17 protein-coding genes are annotated in these 26,335 nt (G+C 44.1%); 15 read left to right on the top strand and 2 right to left on the bottom strand.

The annotated features are described in order from the left end of the window. The first annotated feature begins 1,118 nt into the window (after positions 1 to 1,118). From A2W93_15605 to A2W93_15555, 11 genes are all read left to right on the top strand, one after another. Positions 1,119 to 4,730, top strand: a complete 3,612-nt coding sequence (locus A2W93_15605; protein ID OFY53444.1) for a hypothetical protein — start codon at positions 1,119 to 1,121, stop codon at positions 4,728 to 4,730. Between the two features lie 855 nt (positions 4,731 to 5,585). Further along, positions 5,586 to 7,796 (top strand): hypothetical protein, encoded by a 2,211-nt coding sequence (locus A2W93_15600; GenBank protein ID OFY53443.1) that lies wholly within the window; start codon positions 5,586 to 5,588, stop codon positions 7,794 to 7,796. A gap of 135 nt (positions 7,797 to 7,931) precedes the next feature. Then, positions 7,932 to 9,245 carry an aminotransferase gene (locus A2W93_15595; GenBank protein OFY53452.1) on the top strand — a complete coding sequence of 438 codons (1,314 nt, stop codon included), beginning with the start codon at positions 7,932 to 7,934 and terminating at the stop codon, positions 9,243 to 9,245. Between the two features lie 326 nt (positions 9,246 to 9,571). After that, on the top strand, positions 9,572 to 9,970 hold the full coding sequence (locus A2W93_15590) for a hypothetical protein (GenBank protein ID OFY53442.1): 399 nt from the start codon (positions 9,572 to 9,574) through the stop codon (positions 9,968 to 9,970). A 371-nt stretch (positions 9,971 to 10,341) separates the two neighbouring features. Then, the gene (locus A2W93_15585; protein ID OFY53441.1) at positions 10,342 to 10,899 is read left to right on the top strand and encodes a hypothetical protein; all 558 of its coding nucleotides are present in this window, start codon (positions 10,342 to 10,344) and stop codon (positions 10,897 to 10,899) included. 107 nt (positions 10,900 to 11,006) lie between these two features. Beyond that, a complete protein-coding gene (locus A2W93_15580; GenBank protein OFY53440.1) occupies positions 11,007 to 11,249 on the top strand; it encodes a hypothetical protein in 243 nt (80 codons plus the stop codon). Next, positions 11,246 to 12,292, top strand: coding sequence for a biotin carboxylase (locus A2W93_15575; GenBank protein ID OFY53439.1), 1,047 nt, complete (start codon positions 11,246 to 11,248; stop codon positions 12,290 to 12,292). Before A2W93_15580 ends, A2W93_15575 begins: the two co-directional genes overlap by 4 nt. Positions 12,293 to 12,303: 11 nt before the next feature. Beyond that, complete coding sequence (locus tag A2W93_15570) at positions 12,304 to 13,665, top strand: diaminopimelate decarboxylase (GenBank protein ID OFY53438.1); 1,362 nt, start codon at positions 12,304 to 12,306, stop codon at positions 13,663 to 13,665. A gap of 8 nt (positions 13,666 to 13,673) precedes the next feature. Then, positions 13,674 to 15,881 carry a hypothetical protein gene (locus A2W93_15565; GenBank protein ID OFY53437.1) on the top strand — a complete coding sequence of 736 codons (2,208 nt, stop codon included), beginning with the start codon at positions 13,674 to 13,676 and terminating at the stop codon, positions 15,879 to 15,881. Further along, complete coding sequence (locus tag A2W93_15560; GenBank protein ID OFY53436.1) at positions 15,857 to 17,221, top strand: hypothetical protein; 1,365 nt, start codon at positions 15,857 to 15,859, stop codon at positions 17,219 to 17,221. The genes A2W93_15565 and A2W93_15560 overlap by 25 nt, the downstream gene beginning before the upstream one ends. After that, entirely contained in the window at positions 17,209 to 17,826 is a 618-nt protein-coding gene (locus A2W93_15555; protein OFY53435.1) for a hypothetical protein, read from the top strand. The genes A2W93_15560 and A2W93_15555 overlap by 13 nt, the downstream gene beginning before the upstream one ends. A 245-nt stretch (positions 17,827 to 18,071) precedes the next feature. Here A2W93_15555 and A2W93_15550 read toward each other — a convergent pair whose 3' ends face one another. Together A2W93_15550 and A2W93_15545 are read right to left on the bottom strand one after the other, a co-directional pair. Beyond that, positions 18,072 to 18,599: a hypothetical protein gene (locus A2W93_15550; GenBank protein ID OFY53434.1), complete on the bottom strand. Its 528-nt coding sequence runs from the start codon at positions 18,597 to 18,599 to the stop codon at positions 18,072 to 18,074. A 12-nt stretch (positions 18,600 to 18,611) separates the two neighbouring features. After that, positions 18,612 to 19,250, bottom strand: a complete 639-nt coding sequence (locus A2W93_15545) for a hypothetical protein (protein ID OFY53433.1) — start codon at positions 19,248 to 19,250, stop codon at positions 18,612 to 18,614. A 350-nt stretch (positions 19,251 to 19,600) separates the two neighbouring features. Between A2W93_15545 and A2W93_15540 the strand changes: the two genes are divergently transcribed. The 4 genes from A2W93_15540 to A2W93_15525 are packed head-to-tail and all read left to right on the top strand — an operon-like array spanning position 19,601 to position 26,283. After that, positions 19,601 to 21,619 (top strand): hypothetical protein, encoded by a 2,019-nt coding sequence (locus A2W93_15540; protein ID OFY53432.1) that lies wholly within the window; start codon positions 19,601 to 19,603, stop codon positions 21,617 to 21,619. An 8-nt stretch (positions 21,620 to 21,627) separates the two neighbouring features. Then, on the top strand, positions 21,628 to 24,249 hold the full coding sequence (locus A2W93_15535; GenBank protein OFY53431.1) for a DNA topoisomerase IV: 2,622 nt from the start codon (positions 21,628 to 21,630) through the stop codon (positions 24,247 to 24,249). Between the two features lie 11 nt (positions 24,250 to 24,260). Continuing rightward, positions 24,261 to 25,478: an MBL fold metallo-hydrolase gene (locus tag A2W93_15530; protein ID OFY53430.1), complete on the top strand. Its 1,218-nt coding sequence runs from the start codon at positions 24,261 to 24,263 to the stop codon at positions 25,476 to 25,478. 34 nt (positions 25,479 to 25,512) lie between these two features. Beyond that, positions 25,513 to 26,283: a hypothetical protein gene (locus A2W93_15525; GenBank protein ID OFY53429.1), complete on the top strand. Its 771-nt coding sequence runs from the start codon at positions 25,513 to 25,515 to the stop codon at positions 26,281 to 26,283. Positions 26,284 to 26,335 lie beyond the last annotated feature (52 nt).

Genomic DNA, 26,335 nt, shown 5'->3' with positions numbered 1-26,335 from the left:
CAAAGACTGATATTGTTCCCGACGGTTCCATGTCCTCATTTCTTTCGGACGGTGGAATGTCGGGAAAGGGCGAAACTCGGCGTCTCAGCCATTCTTTAACCTCTCTGCGTCGCGCAGCGACCTGTCACGATTGCTATCGTGAGCGTTAAAGAATCCCAATCTCCCCAGCTCCTTCTCATCCACCGCGGCGGATGAAGTGAAGAAACCTTCAACGTTCTCACTTCCTTGTTCCTTATTCAGAGTTCATATGAGCCGACTGCTCCATGTCCTCATTTCTTTCGGACGGTGGAATGTCGTGATGGCTGCAACATTCCGCCGTTCGGAGAATATAGACCCCGCATTGGGCGCGCGTCTCCTGCTTGCAACGTTTTACGTTGACGCGTGACCATAATCCTCAAATGCTCATTCGGAGAACACGGAACCGTTGCAGCGGAGCTTTTTGAATATTGAACAAGGAACAAGGATTTATTGAAGTATGAAGTGAAGAATCCTTCGACGTTCTCACTTCCTTGTTCCTTGCTCAGAGTTCATATGAGCCGACGGTTCCATGTCCTCATTTCTATCGGACGGTGGAATGTCGGGAAAGGGCACAGCTCGCCTTAAACATGAATTATATCGAATTATATTTTGTGGAATTTGACAATAGTTGCAAATCCTCATATCAAACAGGAAAAAACAACGCAATACAATAAAATATTCACCATTAACAGTCTTTTATTGTTAATTCAGGATTGCTAAAAACGCAACATTTCCCTTTGCGTTTTCACATGGAAGATGCTGAAAGCTATATTTACAGCCTTTTTACAGACCCGATATGCAGCGATTCCGCATCGCTGTTGAAAATTCAGTTAACAACTTTAATCGAACAAAGAATACTCTTTAGGAGAGAATATTAATAATTAAAACTATTTCTATTCTAATACGACATTATTTTACATTTCGCCTCGCTTAAACCAGCTGATAATCACGACGAAAAGCATTGCTATTTTGCTTTTCTCATTGTATATTTGAATTGGGGTTTTATAGTAATGTATTTTGGCAGGGGATGCACCAGACATTAGGGGGAGGATCGCAATACTGTTTTTGTTTTCAGGGAAACTTTCGGGGCCTGCAGGTGCATGCTCCGCTTGCGGTGCGGATTACACGATGAAATTAAAGAATTAAAAAATACAGATATGAAAAGAAATTTACTAACGAATTCGGACAAGCCCAGGCCTGCTGCGGCAAAGGTAGGGGCGAATCGCTCAAGCTGGCTGCGGCTGGTGATGGGGGTGGTGTTTGTGGTGATTGTTTTTGTATTGAGCATTAATGCTAAAGGGCAAACCGCTTGGATTAATGAATTCCATTATGACAATGTTGGAACAGATGCTGGTGAAGCAATCGAAATAGTGATTGTGAATCCTGGCAGTTATTCTTTAAGCTTATTTAGAGTTGATGCATATAATGGCGCAGATGGGACATCATACATGAATGCAACATTAAACAACTTCACTGTTGGCAGCACTTCTGGATCAGCAACGATTTATTCTAAAACCTTTGCGGGATTGCAAAATGGCGCTCCTGACGGAATTGCTCTTTCATATAATGGAACATTAATCCAATTCATTAGTTATGAAGGAAGTTTCACAGCAACTGCTGGGGTTGCAGATGGAATAACATCAACAAACATTGGAGTTAGCCAAGACGGTACATCAGCAGTAGGTCTTTCATTGCAATTGTCTGGCACAGGTTGTCAATACAGTGATTTTACTTGGCAAGGATCTGCCGCTAACACTTGGGGCGCAGTAAATAACAGCCAGACACTTTGTACTTCTTCCCCCACAATCACAGTCACCCCCACCACTCTCACCGGTTTCACCTATGTTGAAGGTAGCGGGCCTAGTGCGGAGCAATCGTATGTTTTAGGCGGATCAAATCTGACGGCAGGCCCAATAACTGTAACAGCTCCGACAAATTACGAGATATCACTTACATCAGGAAGTGGATTTGGTTCCTCAGTTTCGGTTTCGTACACAGCCCCAACTTTAAGTAATACTACTATTTATGTTCGCTTAAAAGCCGGTCTGGCAGCTAACACCTATAATGGGGAAACCATTTCGAATGCCGGCGGTGGTGCGACAACTGTGAATGTTACGTGTAGCGGGAATGTAACAACACCGTCCACTACTTGCATTTCTGAAGGGTTTAATGCTGGTACTACTGCTCCAGCTGGTTGGACCTTTACTGGCATTGGCACAACCTACACTACATCGGGAAATTTCGGAGCATCCTCACCTTCATTAGGATTCGACGCGACAGGAGACCAGATTGTAACTCCAACGGTTACCAGTGCAATTCAGCTGAGTTTTTGGATTAAAGGCCAAAGTACTGATGCAACATCTGCATTATTGGTAGAAGGGTACAACGGTTCATGGGTTGCCATTGATAATATTACCAATTCAATTCCAACAACGGGAACCACCTTCACTTATAACTCGTCATCAACACCTGCTTTAGCACCCGGTTTTACACAGTTCAGATTTACCTATACAAAAAGCGCGGGGAACCTTTCATTTGATGATGTCAATGTGCTTTGTTCAGCAGGGCCGACAATAACTTGCGGAACGTTAGCCGGATTTGGAGAAGTTTGTGTTGGGTCAACTTCTGCAGAGCAGACATACATCGTTTCCGGCGTGAGTCTCTCGAATAGTATTGTCATCACACCGCCAGCCAATTTCGAAATTTCTCTTTCCAGCGGGTCAGGCTTTGTTGCCAACCCTTCAACACTAACACTGACACAGTCGGGTGGCGTTGTGAACGCAACCACTATTTACGTAAGGTTTAAACCCACAGCTGCAACAACATACAGTGGCAATATCACCCATACAAGCACTGGGGCAACGTCTAAGAATGTTGCGGTGTCGGGTACTGGCGCTACAGCATCCTCAATTACAATGCAGCCTCTAAATAGAAGTGTTTCTGATGGCGGAACTACTACTTTTTCTGTTACAGCAACAGTTGTATCCTTCTATCAGTGGCAGTTGAGTACCGATGGAGGAGCAGTCTTTAATAATCTGTCAAATGGCGGTGTTTATTCCAACGTCACAACTTCAACTATGTCAATTATTGGGGCAGATATAACGATGACAGGAAATAAATACCGTTGTGTTATTACCAGCGCCTGCAGTGGTTCTGTAACATCGAATGCGGCCACATTGACTGTAACAACTGGCTCAGTATGGTTAATTGACGAGGGTTTTGATGGAACTACTACGATTGCAAGTCTTGCTTCGACCACAACCGGTCCTTTTACTGCATCCGCAGGATTGTTTACCGGTTCCAGCGCAACAGTTGCAAACAGAAGCACAAAAGCATTGTTTTTAACTGGTGTCGGAACACTGACTTCCCCTGCATTCTCAAACGGCGACCTGTTAGCCTTCTGGATGGGTTTGGCTTCGGGTACTAGTGGTAATGGAGTACAACTTGATGTCGAAACTACTATAGACGGTTCTACATGGACTACATTGGCCACATTTACAAGCATTCCAGTTCAGACAAGATTCTATTTCTATACGATTGGATCAAATGTTACACAAGTGCGGTTTGTCTACGATCCAGGCAGCAATAACAATCTGTACTTTGATGATGTCATGGTGAGGGGAGCCGGACAGTGTTCTGCGACACCACTCATTGAAAAAGTTCACGTAAACTCATGCGGAAACACTCAGGAAGGTGAAAATGAGTTTGTACTTGTGGATGTTGATGAGGACATAAATGTGGATGATTTACTAATTACATTTCCATCAGCTGACCCTGGAACGTTAAGCTTCTGCATGGATTGCGATAAAGTATTTGTCGCAAATACGACCTATACTGCAGCTTTGAATACTGAGGCCGGTTGTACGATTGCTTATAATGCCGCTCCCGGAGGCGTGATACCTGCAGGCTCAAAACTAATTATTTTCACTGGTGCCGAACCTGACTTCACATATGACTTAGGCGGAGCCTGTGGCAGTGGTATATCATATTATGCCCTATACTGTAACAACTTCAATACTTCGGGCCGATTTGCCAATGCTCCGGGCTCAACAACATATAAATTCAGATATGTTTCAATTGTTGACCAGGCATCAGGGTGTTATGATCAGGTTTTCTACGATGAATTCATCCCAAATACTGATGGCGAATTTGCAGCTTATGATCTTACATCAAGAGCTATGACATACGGCAATAATGGTTGTACAGAGGCTATTGTAAGTCTTCCTGTGGAATTGCTCTATTTTTCATCTTTCTGTAGTGATAACTCTGTGAAGTTGTACTGGTCAACCGCCACCGAAACCAACAATGCCTATTTCACCATCGAAGCAGCTGATGCTGCCAACGGTGATTTTGTGCCGGTTGCAAAAGTAGATGGAGCGGGAAATTCAAATGAAATGCTTGAGTATTCGATTGATGTTGACACCAAAGCCAAATACTTCCGCCTCAAACAAACCGATTATGATGGAAAATTCACCTATTCGGATGTGATTGCGGTTGATTGCGAAGACAGTCCTGTTCAGCTGTTCCCGTCGCTGGCTGCTGAGGGAGAAAATATCACCATCATCGGAGAGGTAAGCAGCGTCCGGGTTTTCGACAGCATGGGCAGGGAAGTGTTTCCTGAATTCAACGAAAACAAGGTCTGTTGCCTTGAGTCGGGCATGTATTTCTTTGTCATCAATGGCAAATGGAACCATAAGGTGGTGGTGCAATAGATTGATTTTATGTCAGGGGGAATTGAAAAACGGATCGCCACACGGCGGTCCGTTTTTTTTTGGGAGCTGTGGCTGTTACTGCTCCCGACAGCCTGTCCGCCTGCTGGCGGAATTCCATGTCCGTAGTAACGGACGATAGAATGTCGGGCAAGCTGCAACATTCCGCCGTTCGGAGAATACAAATCTCGCATTGGGCGCGCGTCTCCTGCTTGCAACGTTTTACGTTGACGCGTGACCACAATCCTCAAATGCTCATTCGCAGAACACGGAACCGTTGCAGCGGAGCAAAGACTGATATTGTTCCCGACGGTTCCATGTCCTCATTTCTTTCGGACGGTGGAATGTCGGGAAAGGGCGAAACTCGGCGTCTCAGCCCTTCTTTAACCTCTCTGCGTCGCGCAGCGACCTGAGTGCGTTAAAGAATCCCAATCTTCCCAGCTCCATTTCAGAGCACCGACGCTTCGATTTGCACATACTGCTGACTTCTCATCCGCCGCGGCGGACTGACAACTGCTTGATCTCAACCTGTGAGCGCGTCTTTGACGCGTGACCTTTCACCTCAAAGGAGCTTCGCACACATTGTCCCCGGGGCGTTGCCCAGCGCTACCAATATGTTGTCCCTACGGGACATCTGGTGGTACTGCGTAGCTTTCTTTGATGCCTTCGGCCACAATTACATTGTGCGTTGTGCACCGCATGACGCCTGCCTCATGCCGCAAGCCTTGACCTCGACCTCGATCTCATCAAATTTTTATTTGCATTTCATTTCAATTATATTTATTATTGCACCATGTAAAACAGAAACAACTTCTGGCGCTGTTTTGCTGTCTAATAAAACAGAAAAAATTCGCACAAATGAATAAAAAATTTTACGCACTGGCCTGTCTCATAATCGCTTCAATCATGACGGTGAATGCACAGGCGCCGAAAGCCGTTTCCACCAATGAGACCTTTGATAATGCTTCGCTTCCGGCTGGATGGAGTATCGTTGATTCACTCACGGATTCGCATACCTGGGAATTTGTCAACACCTATCTGATTTCGTACACCCTCGACGGAACGCCCTTTGCGATGGTCAATAGCGATGCAGCGGGCGCAGTGCCCATGAGCGAACAACTGATAAGCCCGACTTATAATTTGTCTTCGAACAACCTTGTCATCATTGAGTTCGACATGTACTTTCATTATTTCGGTGGAGGGGGCTCTGAATCCGGTAATGTAGAGGTATGGAATGGCAGTGCATGGGTGAATATGATGAATGTTACAACCGATATGGGAGACTGGGGTACACCGCAGCATGTAACAATTGATGCGTCGGCCCAAAAAAATGCTGATTTCAAAGTGCGGTTTCATTACAAAGGCGCTAACAACGATTATTGGTGGGCCATTGACAATGTAAAGATCTGGGATCCGCAACCCAACGATGTCGGAATTTTAGCACTGGATGCGCCAGTGGATGGATTTGGTATGGGCGTAGAGCAGATTTCCGTAGTGGTGAAAAACTTCGGAACCAATGCTCAGACATCGATTCCTGTTTCCTATCAGGTTGATGGCGGCAGCATTGTAAATGAAACGCTGAACAGCTCCTTTTCGGGGTTCACTTCGTTGGCTCCGGGTGCTGAATTCACGTATACCTTTTCTGCAACATACGATTTTTCGGCTTTTCAGACATATAATGTAAAGACCTGGACCGGACTTTCGACCGACACTGATCATGCCAACGATACCATGAATACAGCCATTTCCAATGCGCCTCAATTGGTTCAAAACACATTGGATCAGATTCCCAACGGCACGTTGGGTGTTGAATCCGACGGAGATTTTTACTGGGTTTCGTTTTACACAACACCCGGAAAGTTTGGCAAATACTCGCTTACAGGCACTTTGATCGACACATTCAATATTACCGCTTGTACGGTTGGCATCCGCGATCTGGCTTATGATCCCGCAACCGGACATTTTTTCGGCGGTGCCGGAACGCCCAATCTTTACGAACTTGCCCTTGACTCAGTGACTCCATCGCTGATTGGTTCAGTCAGCACTCCGACATCGGTTAGATATGTAGCTTGCGATCATGTTCGAAATGGCTTCTGGGTTGGAAATATCAACGGCGACATTTACCTGATTGACAGAACAGGAGCAACAATGACAGGCGCCGGTGTTGTGAACCCCATTCTCAACGCAAATCTCACCGGGCTCGGAAACCGCTATGGGCTTGCCTTTGATGACTGGTCATGCCCGTCGGAATATCTGTGGGTATTCTGCCAGCCAACAACGCCAAGCAATGTGTATCTTTCACAGGTTGACATTTACACCGGGCTTCCGACCGGAAGAGATTTCGATGTGTCGTCTCAGATTACATTTTCGGGCGCTGTCCCTGCGGCAGGCGGACTTTTCACACAACCTGACATTATTTCGGGGACTGTGTCTGTAGGCGGTCTTGTGACAGGAGCAACCACCGATGCTGATCCGAATATGATTTTCATTATGAATCTGCAGGCGCTGCATCCCGATCAGCCGATGGTAATAAACAATTTTTTCCCTGGCGACGGCGCAATTCAGGTGCAGGCAGATCATCTCGTGATGCTGTGGATCGACGAACCCTTTGTTGTCAACAATCCTTCACTGATTCAGATTCTCGACGGCGTCACGCCTGTTGCGATTGACAGTGTAACCGTTTCCGGCGACACCCTTCGTATTTATCATGACACATTTCTTGGCGAAACACTTTATTCCGTTGTTTTTGCCGCAGGTGCCCTGACAGGTATGTGTAGCGACAATACACCATTCAGCTGGTCATTTACGACCGGAACTGTTGGAGTGGAGGAGTCCGGCGAGCAGTCGTTTGAGTTGTATCCGAATCCCGCAAACAATTCAGTTAACGTAAAAGATGCCGAAGGTGCTGTGATGAAAATTTATTCCCTCACCGGAAACTGTGTCCTGGAGCAGCTTTTGACCGATGGCAATCAGAACGTTAATGTCAGCAGTTTGTCAGAAGGAATGTATATAATGGAAATTGCAGCTGATGGCATCCGACAGGTGCAGAAGCTGGTGATCAGCCGCTAAATAGTTGAGCGAAGTTTATAAACTTCGCTCAACTTAAATAAATATCAACCCGCAAGTTGTTTTGTTTGTATGTGTATTTATTTGCCATACATCAAAAAAAATATTTATTTTGTGGCACCAAATAAATATATCGTCATGGGCAAAACCATTATTGAAAAAGAAATTGCTGACAGCATCAAGTCGAAACTCGGCATAAAATCGGCCGGACAGGCCTCTATTCGTGAAGTCAAAAAGCTGGTAGATGAGATCGAATCTGCTAGCAGCGTAAAATTCGTCCGTATGGAAATGGGCGTACCTGGCTTGCCACCTGCTCAGGCGGGTATCGAAGCTGAAATCGAAGCGCTGAAAAGTGGCGTTGCGGCTTTGTATCCCGACATTATGGGTGTGAAGGCACTGAAGAATGAAATCTCACTTTTTGTGAAGAATTTCCTTGACGTGAATGTAAGTCCCGAAGGATGCGTACCTACGGTAGGCTCGATGCAGGGCGGTTTTGCGTCGTTTATGATGTTGAATAGAATCAAAGCCGATCGCGACACTATTCTGTTCATCGATCCGGGTTTTCCGGTACACAAGCAGCAGGTGAAAGTGCTTGGAAATAAATTCGCAAGCTTCGATGTATATAATTTCCGTGGCGAAAAGCTGCGCGAAAAGCTCGAAAGCATGCTGTCTGCCGGCAATATTCACAGTATGCTTTATAGCAATCCGAACAATCCCTCCTGGATTTGTTTCACGGATTCTGAGCTGAAAATTATTGCAGAAGTAGCCGCCAAATACGACGTGGTTGTTGTTGAAGACCTGGCCTATTTCGCCATGGATTTCCGCAAGGATTATTCAAAGCCAGGCCAGCCGCCATTTCAACCGACCATTGCCAATTATTACGACAAGTACATTCTGATGATAAGCAGCTCGAAGGCATTTAGCTATGCGGGCCAGCGCATCGGTATGATGGTGATTTCAGACAAGCTTTTCACCACGAAATATCCTGACCTGAAACGTTTTTATGCACGCGAAGAATTTGGTCACGCCATGATTTTCGGCACCTTATACGCGCTCAGCAGTGGTGCAGCACATACCACCCAATACGGACTGCTCGGAATTCTGAAAGCAGCCAACAACGGATCGTATAATTTTCGTGAAGATGTGATGGAATACGGTCGCAAGGCCGGCATTATGAAAAAAATGTTTACCGACAACGGTTTTAAAATCGTTTACGACATGGATGAAAACAATCCGGTCGCTGATGGATTCTACTTCACCGTAAGTTATCCGGGCCTGACGGGCGATCAACTGCTTGATGAATTTCTGTACTATGGTATCAGCGCAATCGCGCTCAGCACCACAGGCAGCGAACGTACCGAAGGAATCCGTGCCTGTGTTTCGCTCGTGCATCGCGATCAATTCCCCGCACTGGAAGAGCGATTGAAGTTGTTCCGGGAAAACCACGCCTAGCGCATGACGCATGCGGCATAGGGCTCAATGCGCGCCTCACAACCTAAATATAAAATGACACAAAAGCTGCAGTCACGCTGAGCCCCGCCGCTGTCACATTGAGCGGAGTCGAAATGTCGGCTGCGGGATAAACTCCGTCGAAGCACGAACAGCAGGATGAACTCCGCCGAAATGCCTCTCTGTCTGCTGCATCAACTCCGGTTAACAAAAAACACGTTATATTTAACAAACCAGATGTGATGTAAATCACAGTTAAATGTATTGATTATGTGTGTTAAATGTATTAATTTAGCTAAGAAAGTAAAAATCAATAAAAAGGAGTCATTATGCAAAAAACCGTTGTTGTAAATGTAAAATGTCCGCATTGCGGCGAATCGTTGATGGATCAGACAAATGCTCTTCACGACGTGTCTGGAATTCACCTGAACATTAAAGCAGGAGAGAAATCCGGAAATATTTATTTATGCTCACATTATGGTTGCTATGACCACAAAAGCGATTTAGAGCTTGCGGCAGGCGAAATTGCAGAATTTTCCTGTCCTCATTGCAACACCAAACTTTCAAAAGATTCTTGTGAGAAGTGCAGCGCGCCAATGGTTCCACTGCTTCTTGAAAACGGAGGAAAAGTAAATTTCTGTTCAAGAAAAGGCTGCCCGCAACATCAGATTGTATTTGAAGATGTGAACGATGCGATGCAACTCTTTTATGACGAGTATGGAACATAGCGTTTGACGCTCAACGCATAAAAACAGTTTGGTGTAGTCTTTTGAAATCATTGGTTGAGTCTGTTTCAAAAATTTATAAGTCGTTACAATATTCCATCGTCCGCCTGCTGGCGGATATGGAATCGTCGTAACAGCTTCAAAACAACGATTCCATATCCTTCAGCTCCTGCGTCGCTTTCGGACGATGGAATATTGTTTTGAAGTAGCAGTCGTTTTGAAACAGCCTCAGCAGATTTAATTATTATGACAACGCCGAAATGAACCAATATAAAAGCAGCTGCGGGAATAACGTGGCTGTTTTTTTACATTATCAATATCATTAAACCTTTACAAATATTATTTGGCCGCGAAATTTTATAGCTTTGCAGATCGTGAAGAAAGTTACCGGAGATATAGAAATCACCCTCGGAAATTTTCAGGGACATTGTTGCGAAATGTTGCTGAAATTCTGGCTTGAGTCCGAAAAAATTCCGTTTAAAAGCATATCCGGGAATCTATTGATTTTGAAACAATCCGTGTGGATGAAAAACACGGAGCGGATTACCGATTTCCTCACCAGCAATGGCTTGTATGTGATTATGAAACCGCAGGAAAGAATTGCGGAGGCCATTATGCGCGAAGTTCATCATCTCGTCTTCGAGTCGGGTTATGCCAGTTCCATGGTCAATAATTCAGATTATCTGGTCGAAAAGCTGGGGATGTCGTATCAACGTTTAAGCACTTTATTTAAAAAGGAAAAGCAAATTACCTTAGAAAAATATATTATAGCTCAGAAAATTGAAAGAGTGAAACAAATCATTGTTCAGGATGAACTCACTTTAAGCGAAATTGCCTATATGATGGGATACAGCAGTGTGCAGTATCTTTCAACTCAATTCAAGGCAGTTACTGGTGTTTCAGTCAGTGACTATCGCTCACAATTTGAATAATTGCACTTGCGCAATGCCATAAATCGGGTAAAATCTTATACATAAAGTGCGAAATTCTGTAAAGCTTTTGGATCGAAGCTGTCTATCTTTGTATAAAATATCTGAATATGAAAATCAAAAAAGATATAGCCGTCAGCGATTCCGGTTTTTTATTTAATCCGGTGACAGGCGAATCATTCAGCGTGAACAACATCGGCGCCGCTATCATTGGATACCTTAAACAAGGGTTGAGCCCCAAAGAAATTCCGGCTGCTTTAGTAAAAGATTTTGAAGTGACTGAAACCATGGCTGAGCGCGATGTTCAGGATTTTATGAATATGCTCATGCACTTTCAACTCATGGAGCCATGAAAAAGCGTAAGCTGACAATAGCTGTAAGTGGATTGAATGCCATCGACAGTCCCGGCCCCGGGCTCGCTGTTGCACGTGGGCTTCTTGAGTCCGGCAAAATTGAAGCAAAGATGATTGGATTGGCGTATGAATCGATGGAGCCAGGCATTTTTATGCACGACATTTTTCACAAAACCTATCAGATTCCATATCCTTCGGCCGGAACGGACATGCTGAAGAAGCGCCTGCTGGAGATTCACGAAAAAGAAAAAATTGATCTGATCATTCCAAATTTTGATGCCGAGCTTTTTTCTTATATCAAACTTGAAAGGGAATTGCTTGAAAAAGGCATTCACACTTTTGTTCCCGAAAGCGACTCCTTTGAGGAACGACAGAAATGGAATTTACCTGAATTCGGGAAAAAGCATCGTCTGAAAGTCCCTCGCAGCAAAGAGCTCATGGTGTTTTCTGATTTTTATCCGGCTTCGGTCGATTTCGGATTTCCACTGGTTGTGAAAGGTAAATATTACGATGCCATTGTTGCATACAATGCCGAACAGGCACAGAGCGCCTTTAACCGCATCAGCGCGAAATGGGGACTGCCCATTATAGTGCAGGAATTTATTCACGGGCAGGAATTCAATGTAACAGGCCTGGGCGATGGAAATGGTAACGCCATCTCAATTGTGCCGATGCGCAAATTGTATATCACCGACAAAGGCAAGGCCTGGTCAGGGATTAGCATCGGCGATGAGAACATTATTAAGTTGACAAAAAAGTTCATAAAATCTACCCGCTGGCGGGGAGGTTTTGAGCTTGAACTGATGAAAAATGAAAAGGGCGAATTCTTCATTCTCGAAATCAATCCGCGACTTCCGGCATGGGTGTATCTGGCTGTTGGCTGCGGACAAAACATCCCTGAAGCGCTGGCCCTGATGGCCATGGGCGAAAAGGTTGAACCATTCAAAAATTACGATGTCGGAAAAATGTTTGTCCGCTATTCGTGGGATATGATCGTAAATCTTGAAGAATTTCAGAAAATAAGCACTTTCGGTGAATTATAAAAAATGAAACTATGAGCAATAAACAAAAATACGAAAGACCTCTGATCCGCAAACTGGTTACCGGAATGCCGAATAAATTCGGAATGAGGACAGAATATCAGCCGCTGACGCATATTGATGGTGCCCGGATCGATGAATTGGTCCGCGATTTCGGCTCTCCATTGTTTGTGCTGAGTGAAGCAACCATTCGCCGAAATTTCCGCGATGCCAATATTGCTTTCAGCACCCGCTATCCGAAAGTTCAGTTTGCATGGTCCTACAAAACAAATTATCTGCAGTCGGTTTGCAATATATTCCATCAGGAAGGGTCGTGGGCTGAGGTTGTCAGCCGCTTTGAGTACGACCGGGCTTTGAAATTAATGAAGGATCCGGCAAAAATAATTTTCAACGGTCCTGACAAAACGCGCTCCGACATTGAATTATTGATCGAAAACAGCTCGATGATTCACATCGATCATGCCGAAGAAATGTATATGCTGATTCAGGTGGCTGGCGAAATGAAAAAGAAACCACGGGTTGCCATTCGCGTGAATATGGATACCGGAATATATCCAATGTGGGATCGTTTTGGTTTCAATTACGAGAATGGGCAGGCCATGGATGCCATCAACAAGCTGATTTCGTCGGGGGTGGTCGATTTTTGCGGATTGCATTGCCACATTGGAACATTCATGCTAAGTCCTGATGCGTATTCCAAAGCTGTTGTAAAATTATGCGACCTCGCAGTAAAAACCAGACAGAAATACAACATCAACATTCAGTATATTGATCTGGGTGGCGGATTTCCCTCAAAAAACACGCTGAAAGGAAGCTATTTGCCAGGCAGCGACATGAATCCTTCCATCGAGACTTTTGCCGAAGCCATCACAAGCACATTGCTTGCGCAACCTTTCAAGCCCGAAGAGCTGCCTCTGCTGATTCTTGAGACCGGCCGCGCTTTGGTTGATGATGCCGGATTCTGCATCAGTTCTGTTATTGCAAACAAGCGACTGAGTGACGGACGCCGCGCTACAATCATTGATGCCGGAGTGAATATTCTTTTCACTTCGTTCTGGTACGAGCACAAAATAAGTCCTGCTCAGCCATTCGGCAATTATTCCGAAGACACGGTAATTTATGGTCCTCTATGTATGAACATTGATGTGATCCGCGAAAACATTACGCTGCCTCCGTTGAGCGCCGGTGACAAAATTGTCATTCACCATGTTGGTGCATACAACATGACTCAGTGGATGCAATTCATCACCATGCGTCCAAATGTTGTGCTGGTCGATACCATGGGAAAAGCGCATCTGATCAGGCGTCAGGAAACAAATGAAGATATTTCCGCCATGGAAATTCTTCCCAATCATTTGTCAACATCAGAAAAATAATTTCTTTCATGCCAATTGCCGCCAACATCCGAAATTTCGTACAACTGCATCTGGTTGCTACCGCAGGAAGTTATTCCATTATTTTCTTTAGTCAGAATCGTGTTCTTTCTTTTCTGCTGATTCTGGCAAGTATGGCGTATCCTGCTGTTGGTCTTGCCGGGCTTGCCGGAACCCTATTAATAAATATGCTCGCGTGGTTGGTGGGACTTCCCGACAACAAGACCAGACTTGGTTTATATGGATTCAATGGTCTTTTGGTTTCACTGGCCATTGGTGCATTTTTTCAGCACGGATATTCAATGTTGCTATTGATTCCGATTGCCATGATTGTCACTTTGCTTTTCACCGTATTAATGGATGGAATGCTGAGTAAGTACAATCTTCCATTTCTGAGTCTTCCATTTCTGTTTGCACTTTGGCTGGTTTTTCTGTCATGGATTATCGGAAATCAAACCGGATCCTTCCCTGGAAATTTGCTGGCAAAGGAAAGCATGTTGCTCCCTGCAGTTTTTGATTCGATTGAACAAAGCTTACTCCTAAGTTTACCCGATGTTGTTGTTTTCTTTTTCAAAGCCATGGCCTCGATATTTTTTTCCGGATCAGTGCTTGCTGGAATTGTCATTACGACTAGTGTTCTGATTTTTTCTCGCATCGCTTTTTTGTTATCGGTTGTTGGCTTTATGAGTGCCTTTTTATATCATCAGTATGCCGGAATTCCGGTGAATGGTGACAATGTAATGCAGTTTGGATTCAACTATATTCTAACAGCCATTGCGTTGGGCGGCTTTTTTTATATTCCGTCTGCAGGATCATTTTTACTTTCCTTTATTGCTGTTCCGGTTGTTTCCATTTTTTTCTCAGCGTCTGCGCAATTCCTGTCCATGTTTGAACTTTCTCCACTTTCATTGCCTTTTAATCTGGTTGTTATTGCCGTGCTTTATGCACTGATGTTTCGTGCAAAACACTTCCGATGGATACAGCCGGCACTTGTGCAGACCTATTCGCCGGAAAATAATTTGTATGGACATCATAACGATGTTTTCCGATTTGGAAAATTTGTTTTACCGGTTTCACTTCCTGTAAACGGACCCTGGAAAGTAACGCAGGGACACAGTGGCGACGAAACCCACCGTGACGAATACCGCCATGCATGGGATTTTCAGGTGGCCGATGAATATGATTCTGTTTTTCAGAATTCCGGCGGCATGCTGAGAGATTATTATTGCTTTGGGAAACCTGTGTATGCTGCAGCTGATGGAATTGTCGAAGAAATTGTAAACGATATTCCTGACAATCCGGTTGGCGAAATCAACCAGGCACATAACTGGGGAAATACAGTCGTAGTCAGGCACACGCCTTATTTATTTTCAAAGCTGAGTCATTTGAAAGAGCAGAGTATTCTTGTAAAAAAAGGAGATGCCATAAAAAAGGGCGACATTATCGGACAGGTTGGCAACAGCGGCCGGTCGCCGTTTCCACATCTTCATTTTCAGCTGCAAAGCACACCATTTATCGGTTCGCATACACTTCATTACCCGTTGTCTTCGTTTTATATTACAAAAAGTGGAAACACCGAATTCATTGAGCAGGGGATTCCTGAACAGGATCAAACGGTAACAGCACTGCTTCCCGATTTGTTGCTGCGTCGCGTTTTTCATTTAATTCCGGGAATGGAAATTGAAATGATCACGGCTGGCTTAAACGGAAATTCAGAAACAATTCTGTGGACAGTAATGAGTGATATGGCAAACCAGTATTATATCAAATGCAGCAAAACCAATGCTGTCGCGTATTTCACGGTCCGCAACGATGTTTTTTATTTTCTCAGTTATTATGGAAGCCGCAAAGCTTTGTTGTATAAATTCTATACGGGCTTTCATAAAATTATAACGGGCATTGAAAAAACAGCCGTATCGCACGACAGGATTCCGATCAACATGGGAAAATACAAGTCATTGCTTCTGCTGCAGGATTTTGTTGCTCCGTTTTTCAGATTTATCACATTTTCGTTTTCGGCACGCAGCGAAAAGGTGGAAGAAAACCCGTTGGCTCAAAAGATTTCAATCAATACCGAAGCTGTTCAGCGGGCATTTGGCATCAGACTCTGGAACATGAAAAGCAGTATGCTGATAGATTCAGCCAGTAGTATTTCAATTGTGTTTGAAGAAAAAAACAAAAGCATCAGCGTTAAATGCAACGTTACTTATACATATTAATTTTTCTGGCGAATGCCGGATCGGCGTTGCAGGCGCAGAATGCTGACAGGGAGCGGTTTCTGAATGCAACTGTCTATCGTTTGACGCTGGAAGAAAAATGGGACAGTGTGTTGTATTTTTGCGACAGAGCCGAAGTAGAAAATATTGTTTCCTATGAGTTGTCGTACAGCAAAGGGAAGGCGCTATTTGCAACTCAAAAATACAGACTTGCGTTGACGGAATTTATCGCGACAGCGGAAATGGCTGAGCCCGGTTCAGATTTGAAATCATATTTATACTATAGCGCAAAATACTCCGGAATGAGCAATACAGCGCGTTTCTGGCGATTCAGCATGAATGGTGATGAAAGAATAAAATTCGGCATCGGATATTTTCCAGTTGTTGAATATGTTGCTGCCGAATATTCAAATTTTATTTCAGACAATACTGAAAAGAATGGCGCTGTGCAATTTTTCCCGCCGGAGCCGATCACTTTTAAATCTTCGTATTTCAAAATGACGGGGAACATGCAAAATACATCCGCATCTGCCGGATTTGGGCTCTGCAAGCGACTTGGAATTTATTTCTCCGTTAATGACCTTTCGACGAAGGATCAATACCGCCTGGCCTATGTTGACATTCCCGGAGCTCCACTGGTTTATACAAACTTTGCTGCAACTACCGATCAGCAATCAGCTTATATAGCCACTCCGATTTTGACAGGCAGGAAAACCACTGTAGTTCCTGCTTTTCACATGATATCGGTCCGGACTACATCGTTTAACCAGGGACCAAATGCGGGCGAAGCCATTATAGCTGACACATCATTCGCTGAGCATGTCGCATCGCTTACTGTTAGTTTTGAGGCTGACCGATCCGCACGTTCTTTTTCGGCTTCATGGTCCGATTTATCGCAGCAGGATCAAATTCAGTTTTCATTTTTCAACACATGGTATCCCGACTATAATTTGAATCAGCACTACACTCTTTCATTAACAGGTCAGAGCGATGGCGGATTTCCCGGCTTTGCAGCAGGGTTTTCGGGTGGCTGGAAGCTTACTGATTTTTGTTGGACTGAAGCAGGAGTGCGAGTAGGGAAGCTGTCTGACTTTAATGATTTCAATGGTCGGATAGTTCATAATAACGGAGATATCCGAATTGCTTCTCTTGAAATAAATCCCGTATTTCTCATTACGCAGCATCTAAGTTTGTCACTTTTATATTCCTGGTCATTGAATAAGCTGCCTTACACACTCTCGGATGGCTCTTCCGGAGCCGGATGGCGAAGGATATCCTCGTCAAAAATAAACACGCAATACAATCAACACAACCTTACAGGAGGTCTGATATGGAAACTCTGATAAAAAGCATTGGCCTGACGCTGGCTCTGTTTATTTCTGTCATGTCATACGGACAGAATGAAATCATTCAAAAAGCATTTTCGGAAAGTTATGTTTCTGAAAATGAAAAAAACTACGTGGCAGCGCTTGTCCCATTGAAAAAAGTGTACGATGAAAAATCGTATGAGCTCAATCTTCGCATTGGATATTTACTTTTTTTGAATGAAAATTATTCTGAGAGCAAGTTATACTACACCAAAGCATGCAACCTCGAAAGTAAAAGCATCGAGGCCAGGCTTGGTCTGGCAAATGCGATTTTTTCCAACGCGGAATATTCTCTTTTGAAAGCAGTGTATGAAGAAATTCTGCGCATCGATCCAAATCATTCTGTAACAAATTATCGTCTGGGACTGATATATTATTACGCCAAAGATTACGCAACTGCGTTGACATTTTTTAAAAAAATAAACGCGATGTATCCTTTTGATTACGACTCCTTGCTTATGATGGGCTGGACGAATTATTTTCTTGGAAAAACAACCGACGCAAAGCTGTATTTCAACAAAGTTTTGTTGTACAATCCCGGCGATACCTCCGCCACAGAAGGACTTGACCTGATCAAATAATTTTCGGATTCCGTTCGGCGCAGTCAGAATAAACAAATCTTCTGAGACTGTTTCAAAACGACTGCTCCTTCAAAACAATATTCCATCGTCCGAAAGCGACGAAGGAGCTGAAGGACATGGAACCGTTGTTTTGAAGCTGTTACGACGTTTCCATATCCGCCAGCAGGCGGACGATGGAATATCGTAACGATTGTAACGATTCCCGCTTTCATCGGGATAAATTCCACGCGTAACGATTGTAACGTTTACGTGCGATCGAAGAAAATATTTTTTGAAGAAACACTGAGCGGAATCCCGTATGCTGATTTGATTTCTTTTGGAAACAATCCGAGTTGTATGGCGGCGAGCCCTACGGAATACATCACGCGATTATCGACATGAAAGTGAGCGGCCATGCTCACTGCGCTTCCAATTGCAATGCCGAGATCGACCATCGTGATGGCGCAGGGAGCGTCGTCTGGTTTATTGTCACAACTAAAACCACAATGTGTGCAAAGCTGCACGTTGCGCGGGTTGTACGATGCTCCGATGAGCACTAGCGCATCGGCTTTCAGCAGGTTGCCGGCATCGCGGCCAAAAAAAGCTACATTGTTTTCTTTTGAAATTTCCTCCATTTTATGGCTGATAATTTTCAGCTCATTGCCGGTGATTAGCAGATAACAGAGTCGTTCTGTACCACGGCCTTTGGGTGCTGTTTTCGCAGCAATTATCATGTTTTCGGCAATGTCGACAACCGCATTGCGCAAAAATTCTTCAGGTTTTTTTATACTCATTTTTATATTTTTTTATTCAGCGGAAATTATTCTACCATCACTGTAGATCGTCTTTTTTTCGATTTTCCCGTCAGCATCGTACCATATCTCTTCTCCGTCTTTCTGATTGTTTACGTAACTGACTTCTGTTTTGATGCGTTTTGAACCGTAATACAATGCAAATTGTTTACCCGTGCCGTTTTTGAATTCAGCATAGCCAACATTTATTCCGCTAAAATCGAAATACTCCCATTTCCCATCGTAGAATCCATGATTGTAGGTGCCCGACACTTTCACCTGTCCGTTGGGGTAAAATTCTTTGTAAGTCCCATGAATGGTATCATTGACAAACATTGCCAATAGCTGCAATTTGCCATCTTCCCCAAAAATTTTCGATTCTCCGTTTTTCTTACCTGCGACATACATCGTCAATTCAGTTCTGGTGCCTTTGATTGTGAATTTTTCATACTGTCCTTCGAGTTGATCATCGGCATAATTCATGCGGAGTTCAATGTTCCCGTTGGGATAGTAATACGACGAAGGACCGTTTTTTTGACCATTTTTCATGGTCACTTCCGACTTAAGGGTGCCGTCGGGATATTCTTCCTTTACTACTGATGAGCAGGAAGAAACGAAAATTGCAAAAAGCAATATAAGCGAAAAATATCTCATAACAAATGCTATCGAAATCAAAGATAATACATTTTATCGGATTTATTTGCTTGGTATTTTCAGCAGTGTTACAGCTCAAAAAGTAGGTACTTCAAAAACAATATTCCATCGTCCGAAAGCGACGTAGGAGCATGAGGATATGGAATCGTTGTTTTTGAATCAATTACGACGATTCCATATTCCGGCAGAATAGTATCCCTCGAAGGGTTTTGAACCCTTCGAGGGATTTTTAACCGGCCGGAACTATGGAATATCGCAATTGAATCCTACTGCAGGCTAATCCGTGTTCATAAATGTAAGGGTCGCCCTCATTTTTCATTGCACATTAATAATTACCTTTGCCATGAATTATGCTATTCGGAGCACCTTCCATATTATGGGCACTGTTTGCCCTTGCCATCCCGGTAATTGTTCACCTGTTCGATTTCAGACGCTACAGGAAAGTTCAGTTTTCCGACAATTATTTATTGCAGCAACTGCTTGAAAAAAACAAGCGTCAGAGTCGTCTGCGCCGGCTTATTATTTTGACGCTTCGTATGTTGTTTGTCTCCGCGCTCGTTCTTGCTTTTGCCAGGCCATACATTCCAAAAAACAATGAGCAGACTTCATCCGGACGACTGTTTGTGAGCATCTATGTTGACAACAGCATGAGTATGGAAATCAGCGATGGCAAAACCGATATGCTGGAAAAAGCAAGAGTGAAGGCCACTGAAATTCTCAATTCATATCCGCCCGGCACCATGTTTCGCCTAATCACCAACGATTTTGCCGGTGAGCATGACCGCTTCTGCCCGCGCGATGAATGCGCCGATATGTTGTCGCTTATTGACTTTTGTCCGTTCCCGCGTAAGACGGGTTCTGTAGTTTCGCGTATGACCGATCTCGCCGATATGAATGCAGCGGGCGCGGAGCACCATTACTACATCATCAGCGACTTTCAGAAATCGACAGCAGATCTGGCTTCCATCAGTTCGCTGAAACGAAATATTTTTCTTTTTCCGGTCGATGCGCCAAAAACACCGAATATTTCTGTTGACAGCATTTGGTTCAGTGGCCCGGTTCAACTCGAAAACAATATTATCACAGTCAATGCCCGCATACGAAATCACAGCGACATGCTGCTCGAAAAAATCCCGGTCCGGCTTTATGTCGACGGTAAACAAAAAGGGCTGGGCGATGTGCAACTGGCGGCTTCGGGTACCGACGTGGTGGAGTTTGCTTTTACAGTGAATAAGCGGGGCAGCCACGAAGGGTATGTTGAAATTGATGACAGTCCAATCAGTTTCGACGACCGGATGTTTTTCGCATTTGATATTGCTTCCTCGGTTCCGGTGTATCACATTGCCGGTGGTGGAGCTACAAGCAATATCAGCAATTTGTTTTCGCGTGACAGTCTGTTCAGTTTTACATCTGTTCGCGAGGGCAGTTTTGATGCGGGCTCCATGGCTTCGGCCGGATTGGTAGTTCTCGATGAATTGTCACAGATTTCATCAGGGATGGCTTCGGAACTCAACCGGCTGCTTGAGGCTGGTGGCAATATTCTGATTATTCCCACTGCCGGTGACATAAAAAATTATCAACCGGGTTTTGCTGCACTTGGCATTCCCATGTTTGCAGGAACCGATACAGCCAATACTCGCGTAGCCACCATTGAGTCTGACAATCCGTTGTTTCGAGGTGTTTTTGTGACTCCTCCCAAACAGGTTCAGTTCCCGGCTGTGTTCACCAGTTACCGCATTCCCAAAGGAAACGGAAGAAGTATAATGACATTGCTGAATGGAAACGCTTTTTTAGCTGAATTTATAAAGGGCAGGGGACATCTTTATTTGCTTGCTGTTCCTCTTCAATCCTCATATTCCACCTTTGCATCCAACGCACTCATTGTTCCGGCTGTCATGCAAATGGCTTTTTCGGGCAGAGTCATGCCCGGGGTGGCTTATCCGCTCGATTACAGCTTTGGTATTGATTTGCCGGCAGGTGCCATCAGTGGCGAAAAGCCCCCAGTTCTGCAAAGTTTTGACGGATCTTCAGAGTTGATTCCCGGATTTAGCAACGGAAATCCACCGAAGATTTTCCTCAATTCACAGATCAACAGCGCCGGCTCCTATAAAGTTACCAGGGGAGAAACCACCCTATCGTCGTTTGGCTTGAATTATCCGCGTGCAGAAAGTACTACGGATTGTTTTTCGGTTGATGAAATCCGGAATTTTATCGGGGAAAACAGCAATATAACAGTGATGGAGACCGGAGACACTCCGGCATCGGTTGTTGCTGATATGCAGGCAGGTACAAAACTGTGGAAAACATTTATCATGATTGCTTTGATATTATTTGGCATTGAATTAATTTTGCTGAGAATCTGGATATAACTCTGACGATGGCTGCTGAAAAAGAAAATAAAAACGAGCTGATTCCTGATGCACAGCAGGAAGAGAAAGGAAAGATCACTGGTTTGTCGGGCATGTTCCGCAACTGGTTTCTTGACTATGCTTCCTACGTAATTTTGGAGCGTGCAGTGCCAAACATGGCTGATGGTTTTAAACCTGTTCAGCGTCGCATTCTGCATTCCATGAAGGAATTGGAAGATGGTCGCTACAACAAGGTCGCCAATATCATTGGTAACACGATGAAATATCACCCGCATGGCGATGCTTCGATTGGTGACGCTTTGGTACAACTCGGCCAGAAAGAATTGCTTATTGATATGCAGGGAAACTGGGGGAATATACTCACCGGCGACTCCGCTGCTGCACCCCGATATATCGAGGCCAGACTTTCGAAATTCGCGCTGGATGTGGTTTTCAATCCTAAAACCACCAAATGGATTCATTCCTATGATGGTCGCAACAGAGAACCGGATTTTCTTCCTGTGAAATTTCCGATGTTGCTGGCTCAGGGTTCTGAAGGTATTGCGGTCGGCCTTTCGACGAAAATTCTGCCGCACAACTTTATTGAACTCATCGATGCATGTATCGCCGTTCTTAAAAATGAGTCATTCGTTTTGTATCCCGATTTTCCAACAGCAGGACTGGTTGATGTAAGAAATTACAACAAAGGGGAACGTGGTGGAAAAGTTAGAGTGCGAGCCCGCATGTCGTCGCCCGACAAAAAGTCGCTGGTGATAACTGAAATTCCATTTTCGACAACTACTTCTTCGCTTATTGATTCAATCGTAAACGCGAATGAAAAAGGAAAGATAAAAGTCCGGAAAATAGAGGATAACACAGCGGCCAATGTAGAGATTGTAGTTCATCTTGCACCGGGTGTTTCGCCCGATCAGACCATCGATGCGCTGTATGCTTTCACCGATTGCGAAATTTCCATATCGCCGCTCTGTTGTGTTATTCAGGACAATGCTCCACGTTTTATTCATATTGATGAATTGTTGATTGAATCGACGCATCATACCAGAGATCTGCTGAAGCTCGAGCTGGAAATTGAAATGCAGGAACTTCTGGAGCATCATCTTTATTCGTCGCTCGAAAAAATATTTATCGAAAAGAGGATATACCGCGACATTGAAGAGTGTACCACATGGGAAAGCGTTCTCGAAACGATCGACAAAGGACTCAAGCCCTACAAGAAAAAATTCTATCGCGAAATCACCATGGACGATGTTGCGCGTCTGACAGAAATCAAAATCAAGCGCATATCGAAATTCGATGCATTCAAGGCCGATGAAATCATTAAAGGGCTTGAAGATCAAATCAAAAAAGTGCAGGATCGTCTTGACAATCTGATTGAATATTGCATTGCGTATTTCCGCGATATTAAAAAGAAATATTCAAAGGGACGTGAGCGAAAAACAGAGATTCGCGCATTCGATAACATTCAGGCGGCTGCGGTTGCCATTGCAAATCAGAAGCTGTATGTCGACCGTGAAGAAGGTTTTGCCGGCTTCGGTTTAAAGAAAATGGAGTATGTGACCGAGTGTTCTGAACTCGACGACATCATTGCTTTCACGCAGGATGGAACCTGTATTGTAACCAAAGTTGCCGATAAGGTTTTTCTGGGTAAAAACATCATTCACATCGATGTCTTTAAGAAAAATGATGAGCGTACCATTTACAACGCCATTTATCGCGATGGCGCCACCGGAACAACGTATGTGAAGCGGTTTTATGTAAAAGGCATTACCAGAGACAAAGAATACAATCTTACGCAGGGCACGCCGCATTCAAAAGTCCTGTATTTTACCGCCAATCCCAATGGCGAAGCCGAAGTGATTTCTGTATATCTGGTGCCCAGACCGAAATTGAAAAAACTGGTTTTCGATTTTGATTTCAGCGAGTTATCCATCAAAGGACGTGCATCGATTGGCAACCAGTTGACACGTTTTATGATTCGAAAAATCAAACTCAAGGACGAAGGAAAATCGACGCTGGGTGGAATAAAATACTGGTACGATAAGGAAATACTGCGGTTGACTACTGAGGAACGCGGGCAATATCTTGGCGCTTTTCATCACAACGACACATTGCTGTTCCTCATGAAATCCGGCTACTACCGCATTGCCAAGCCCGATATGCAGATGCATTTCGACGAAGATATAATGCACATTGAGAAATTTAATCCTTTGCGCGTTTTCACTGTTTTGTACAAAAACACGGACAAAGAGTGGTATCTAAAACGCTTTCAGGTTGAACAGGGTCCTGGCGAAAAAACTGTGGAATTCATGGATGAGGGCGATCAGATTGAGTGGATATCGACGGAATATTTCCCGGTAATTACGGTCTTCTACGATTCGAAAAAGCTCAAGAAACCAAAAGATCCTGAAGAAATTGATGTAGCTGAATTTGCCGTCATCAGAGGGATTAAGGCAAAAGGTAAAAAAATTAGTACCGTGCCGTTGAAAAAGTTTTCGGTCAATGATCCCAAACCAACTACGGATAAAATGATTCGTGAATTGCTTGGCTTAGCTGAGGATCAACCGACGAACTCAAGCGATGGCGCAGAAACAGAAGAGGGCCTCGACGGACAGATTACTTTATCACTTTAAAATAGAATAAAATGGCAGACAATAAAACGATTCAGGTCTCACCGAAAACAACATGGGTGGGAGTACTCGATAAAGACATCGTTACTTTCGATGTTGTGATGGAAACCAAGTATGGCACAACCTACAATGCATATTTCATCAACGCTCAGAAAAAAGCTGTTGTTGAAACAGTGAAAGAAAAATTCTGGCCGGTTTATAAAGAAAAACTCAGCAAACTGACGGCCCTAAATGAAATTGAATACATCATTCTCAATCATACCGAGCCGGATCACAGTGGTTCTGTTGCTTTGCTTTTGAACGAAGCGCCCAATGCAACCGTGATTGGCACAGGCAACGCCATCCGCTACATGAAAGATCTGATGAACCGCGATTTTCCACACCGCATTGTGAAAGATGGCGACGTGCTCGATCTTGGCGATGCCACATTGAAGTTCATCAGTGCTCCGAACCTGCACTGGCCGGATAGTATGTACACCTGGTTTGAGGAAGAACAATTGCTGTTCACCTGCGATTCGTTCGGCGCTCATTTTGCGCACGATGAAATGATCGACAACAAGGTCGGCAACTATGACGATGCGTTCGATTATTATTTCAATGTGATTCTAAAACCATACAGCAAATTTTTCCTCAAGGCCGTTGAAAAAATTGAACCCCTTCCAATAAAGGCAATTCTCAACGGTCATGGGCCTTTACTACTGAACGACTGGAAGCGTTATGTCGACCGTTCGAAATCCATGTGCGAAGAATATTTGAAAAATCCGAATGCAAAATCAATTCTTGTTGCATATGTTTCTGCTTATCAGAAAACGACAATGATTGCACAGGAAATTGCGCGTGGCATCGAGTCCGAAAGCAATATAAAAGCTCAGCTGATGGATATCGAAACAGCATCTTTGGGCGATCTGGATGCAGCTATTACAGCTTCAAACGGGCTTGTACTTGGCAGTCCGACTATTAATCAAAACATCCTGATGCCCGCGTATAAATTTCTGGCGGCCATTTGTCCGATACGCGACAAAGGTAAACCTGCAGGTGCTTTTGGCTCCTATGGCTGGAGTGGCGAATCTGCTGTTCTGTTGAAATCGATGATGGAAAATCTAAAACTCGATTTCTGTGGCGACGGAGTGTTTGTAAAGTTTACACCCAGCCAGGAAGAGCTTACGCTTGCATTTCAGTACGGAAAAGTATTGGCTGAAAAAGTTCTGGAGCGCGATGCAGCTTCCAACTAAACTTATTTTTTCTGTTTGCTTTTTAATTTCTGCATTGTTGCTATCGTGCCAGTCGGAAAAGAAACTGGCCCGTGGTTTTATTGCCGACACTAATCGGCCATCGCTCTATATCACATTTTCGAGCGACTGGCAAATGTTTTTTATAAAACCACAAGGTACATCATCGGCTGAAACCTACGCCAGGCGCTATTTTCCATATAGAAGCTATTTTCTGAAAAACAACGGAACCACTGAAGTGGATAGTGTTTTCAGGAGCTCGATGACTCAGAATCTTTCATCGAACAGTTTTGATTTGTATTCAGACAGCACTATTAATGATTTTCTGATTGAGAAAAGCGACAAGTTTATTATTGAATTTGTGCAGATGTACATTGAGGAAAAGACAACGCCGGTGGGCGATACATTATACTTTGCCAACAACAGTTTTATAAAATTCGATACAGTTATTTCGCGAATCGATCTTTGTTTTTGGCTCCGGATAAATCCGGTTGATGATACGATTCTTGCGTCGCCGTTGCTGTATGCATCGTTTCCGCTGATTGATTATCTCGACGGTGCCTGGGACTATGATTTGACTTCGGATACGTATAACTACAATTACAATTTTACCGAGTTCGGCGAAGCGGATATTTACGCGCTGTTCGAGCGTTCCGGAAAGAAAATCGCGGATTATATCTACGATTATTTCCTCAATCTGTATCTCTACAATCATATGCGGCGTATACCAGAATCCTATTATTCCTGGAATGGCAACTTCCTTCGCAGGGCAGGGCAGGAGCGGTTTGTGTTTATGCGGGCGGAATGATTTACGAGATTAGAATTGAGATAAGCTCCCTTCGTTCGGCGTAGTCTGATTA

The organism is Bacteroidetes bacterium GWF2_43_63, assembly GCA_001769275.1.
In the GTDB taxonomy this organism is placed as follows: Bacteria; Bacteroidota; Bacteroidia; order Bacteroidales; family DTU049; genus GWF2-43-63.
This window is presented reverse-complemented; position numbering and strand designations above follow the sequence as displayed.

What these genes read in the sequence shown, in the direction of transcription:
- A2W93_15605 (OFY53444.1), top strand. Translation starts at nt 1,119, where the DNA reads ATGCTCCGCTTGCGGTGCGGATTACACGATGAAATTAAAGAATTAAAA.
- A2W93_15600 (OFY53443.1), top strand. Translation starts at nt 5,586, where the DNA reads ATGAATAAAAAATTTTACGCACTGGCCTGTCTCATAATCGCTTCAATC.
- A2W93_15595 (OFY53452.1), top strand. Translation starts at nt 7,932, where the DNA reads ATGGGCAAAACCATTATTGAAAAAGAAATTGCTGACAGCATCAAGTCG.
- A2W93_15590 (OFY53442.1), top strand. Translation starts at nt 9,572, where the DNA reads ATGCAAAAAACCGTTGTTGTAAATGTAAAATGTCCGCATTGCGGCGAA.
- A2W93_15580 (OFY53440.1), top strand. Translation starts at nt 11,007, where the DNA reads ATGAAAATCAAAAAAGATATAGCCGTCAGCGATTCCGGTTTTTTATTT.
- A2W93_15575 (OFY53439.1), top strand. Translation starts at nt 11,246, where the DNA reads ATGAAAAAGCGTAAGCTGACAATAGCTGTAAGTGGATTGAATGCCATC.
- A2W93_15570 (OFY53438.1), top strand. Translation starts at nt 12,304, where the DNA reads ATGAGCAATAAACAAAAATACGAAAGACCTCTGATCCGCAAACTGGTT.
- A2W93_15565 (OFY53437.1), top strand. Translation starts at nt 13,674, where the DNA reads ATGCCAATTGCCGCCAACATCCGAAATTTCGTACAACTGCATCTGGTT.
- A2W93_15560 (OFY53436.1), top strand. Translation starts at nt 15,857, where the DNA reads ATGCAACGTTACTTATACATATTAATTTTTCTGGCGAATGCCGGATCG.
- A2W93_15555 (OFY53435.1), top strand. Translation starts at nt 17,209, where the DNA reads ATGGAAACTCTGATAAAAAGCATTGGCCTGACGCTGGCTCTGTTTATT.
- A2W93_15550 (OFY53434.1), bottom strand. Translation starts at nt 18,599, where the DNA reads ATGAGTATAAAAAAACCTGAAGAATTTTTGCGCAATGCGGTTGTCGAC.
- A2W93_15545 (OFY53433.1), bottom strand. Translation starts at nt 19,250, where the DNA reads ATGAGATATTTTTCGCTTATATTGCTTTTTGCAATTTTCGTTTCTTCC.
- A2W93_15540 (OFY53432.1), top strand. Translation starts at nt 19,601, where the DNA reads ATGCTATTCGGAGCACCTTCCATATTATGGGCACTGTTTGCCCTTGCC.
- A2W93_15535 (OFY53431.1), top strand. Translation starts at nt 21,628, where the DNA reads ATGGCTGCTGAAAAAGAAAATAAAAACGAGCTGATTCCTGATGCACAG.
- A2W93_15530 (OFY53430.1), top strand. Translation starts at nt 24,261, where the DNA reads ATGGCAGACAATAAAACGATTCAGGTCTCACCGAAAACAACATGGGTG.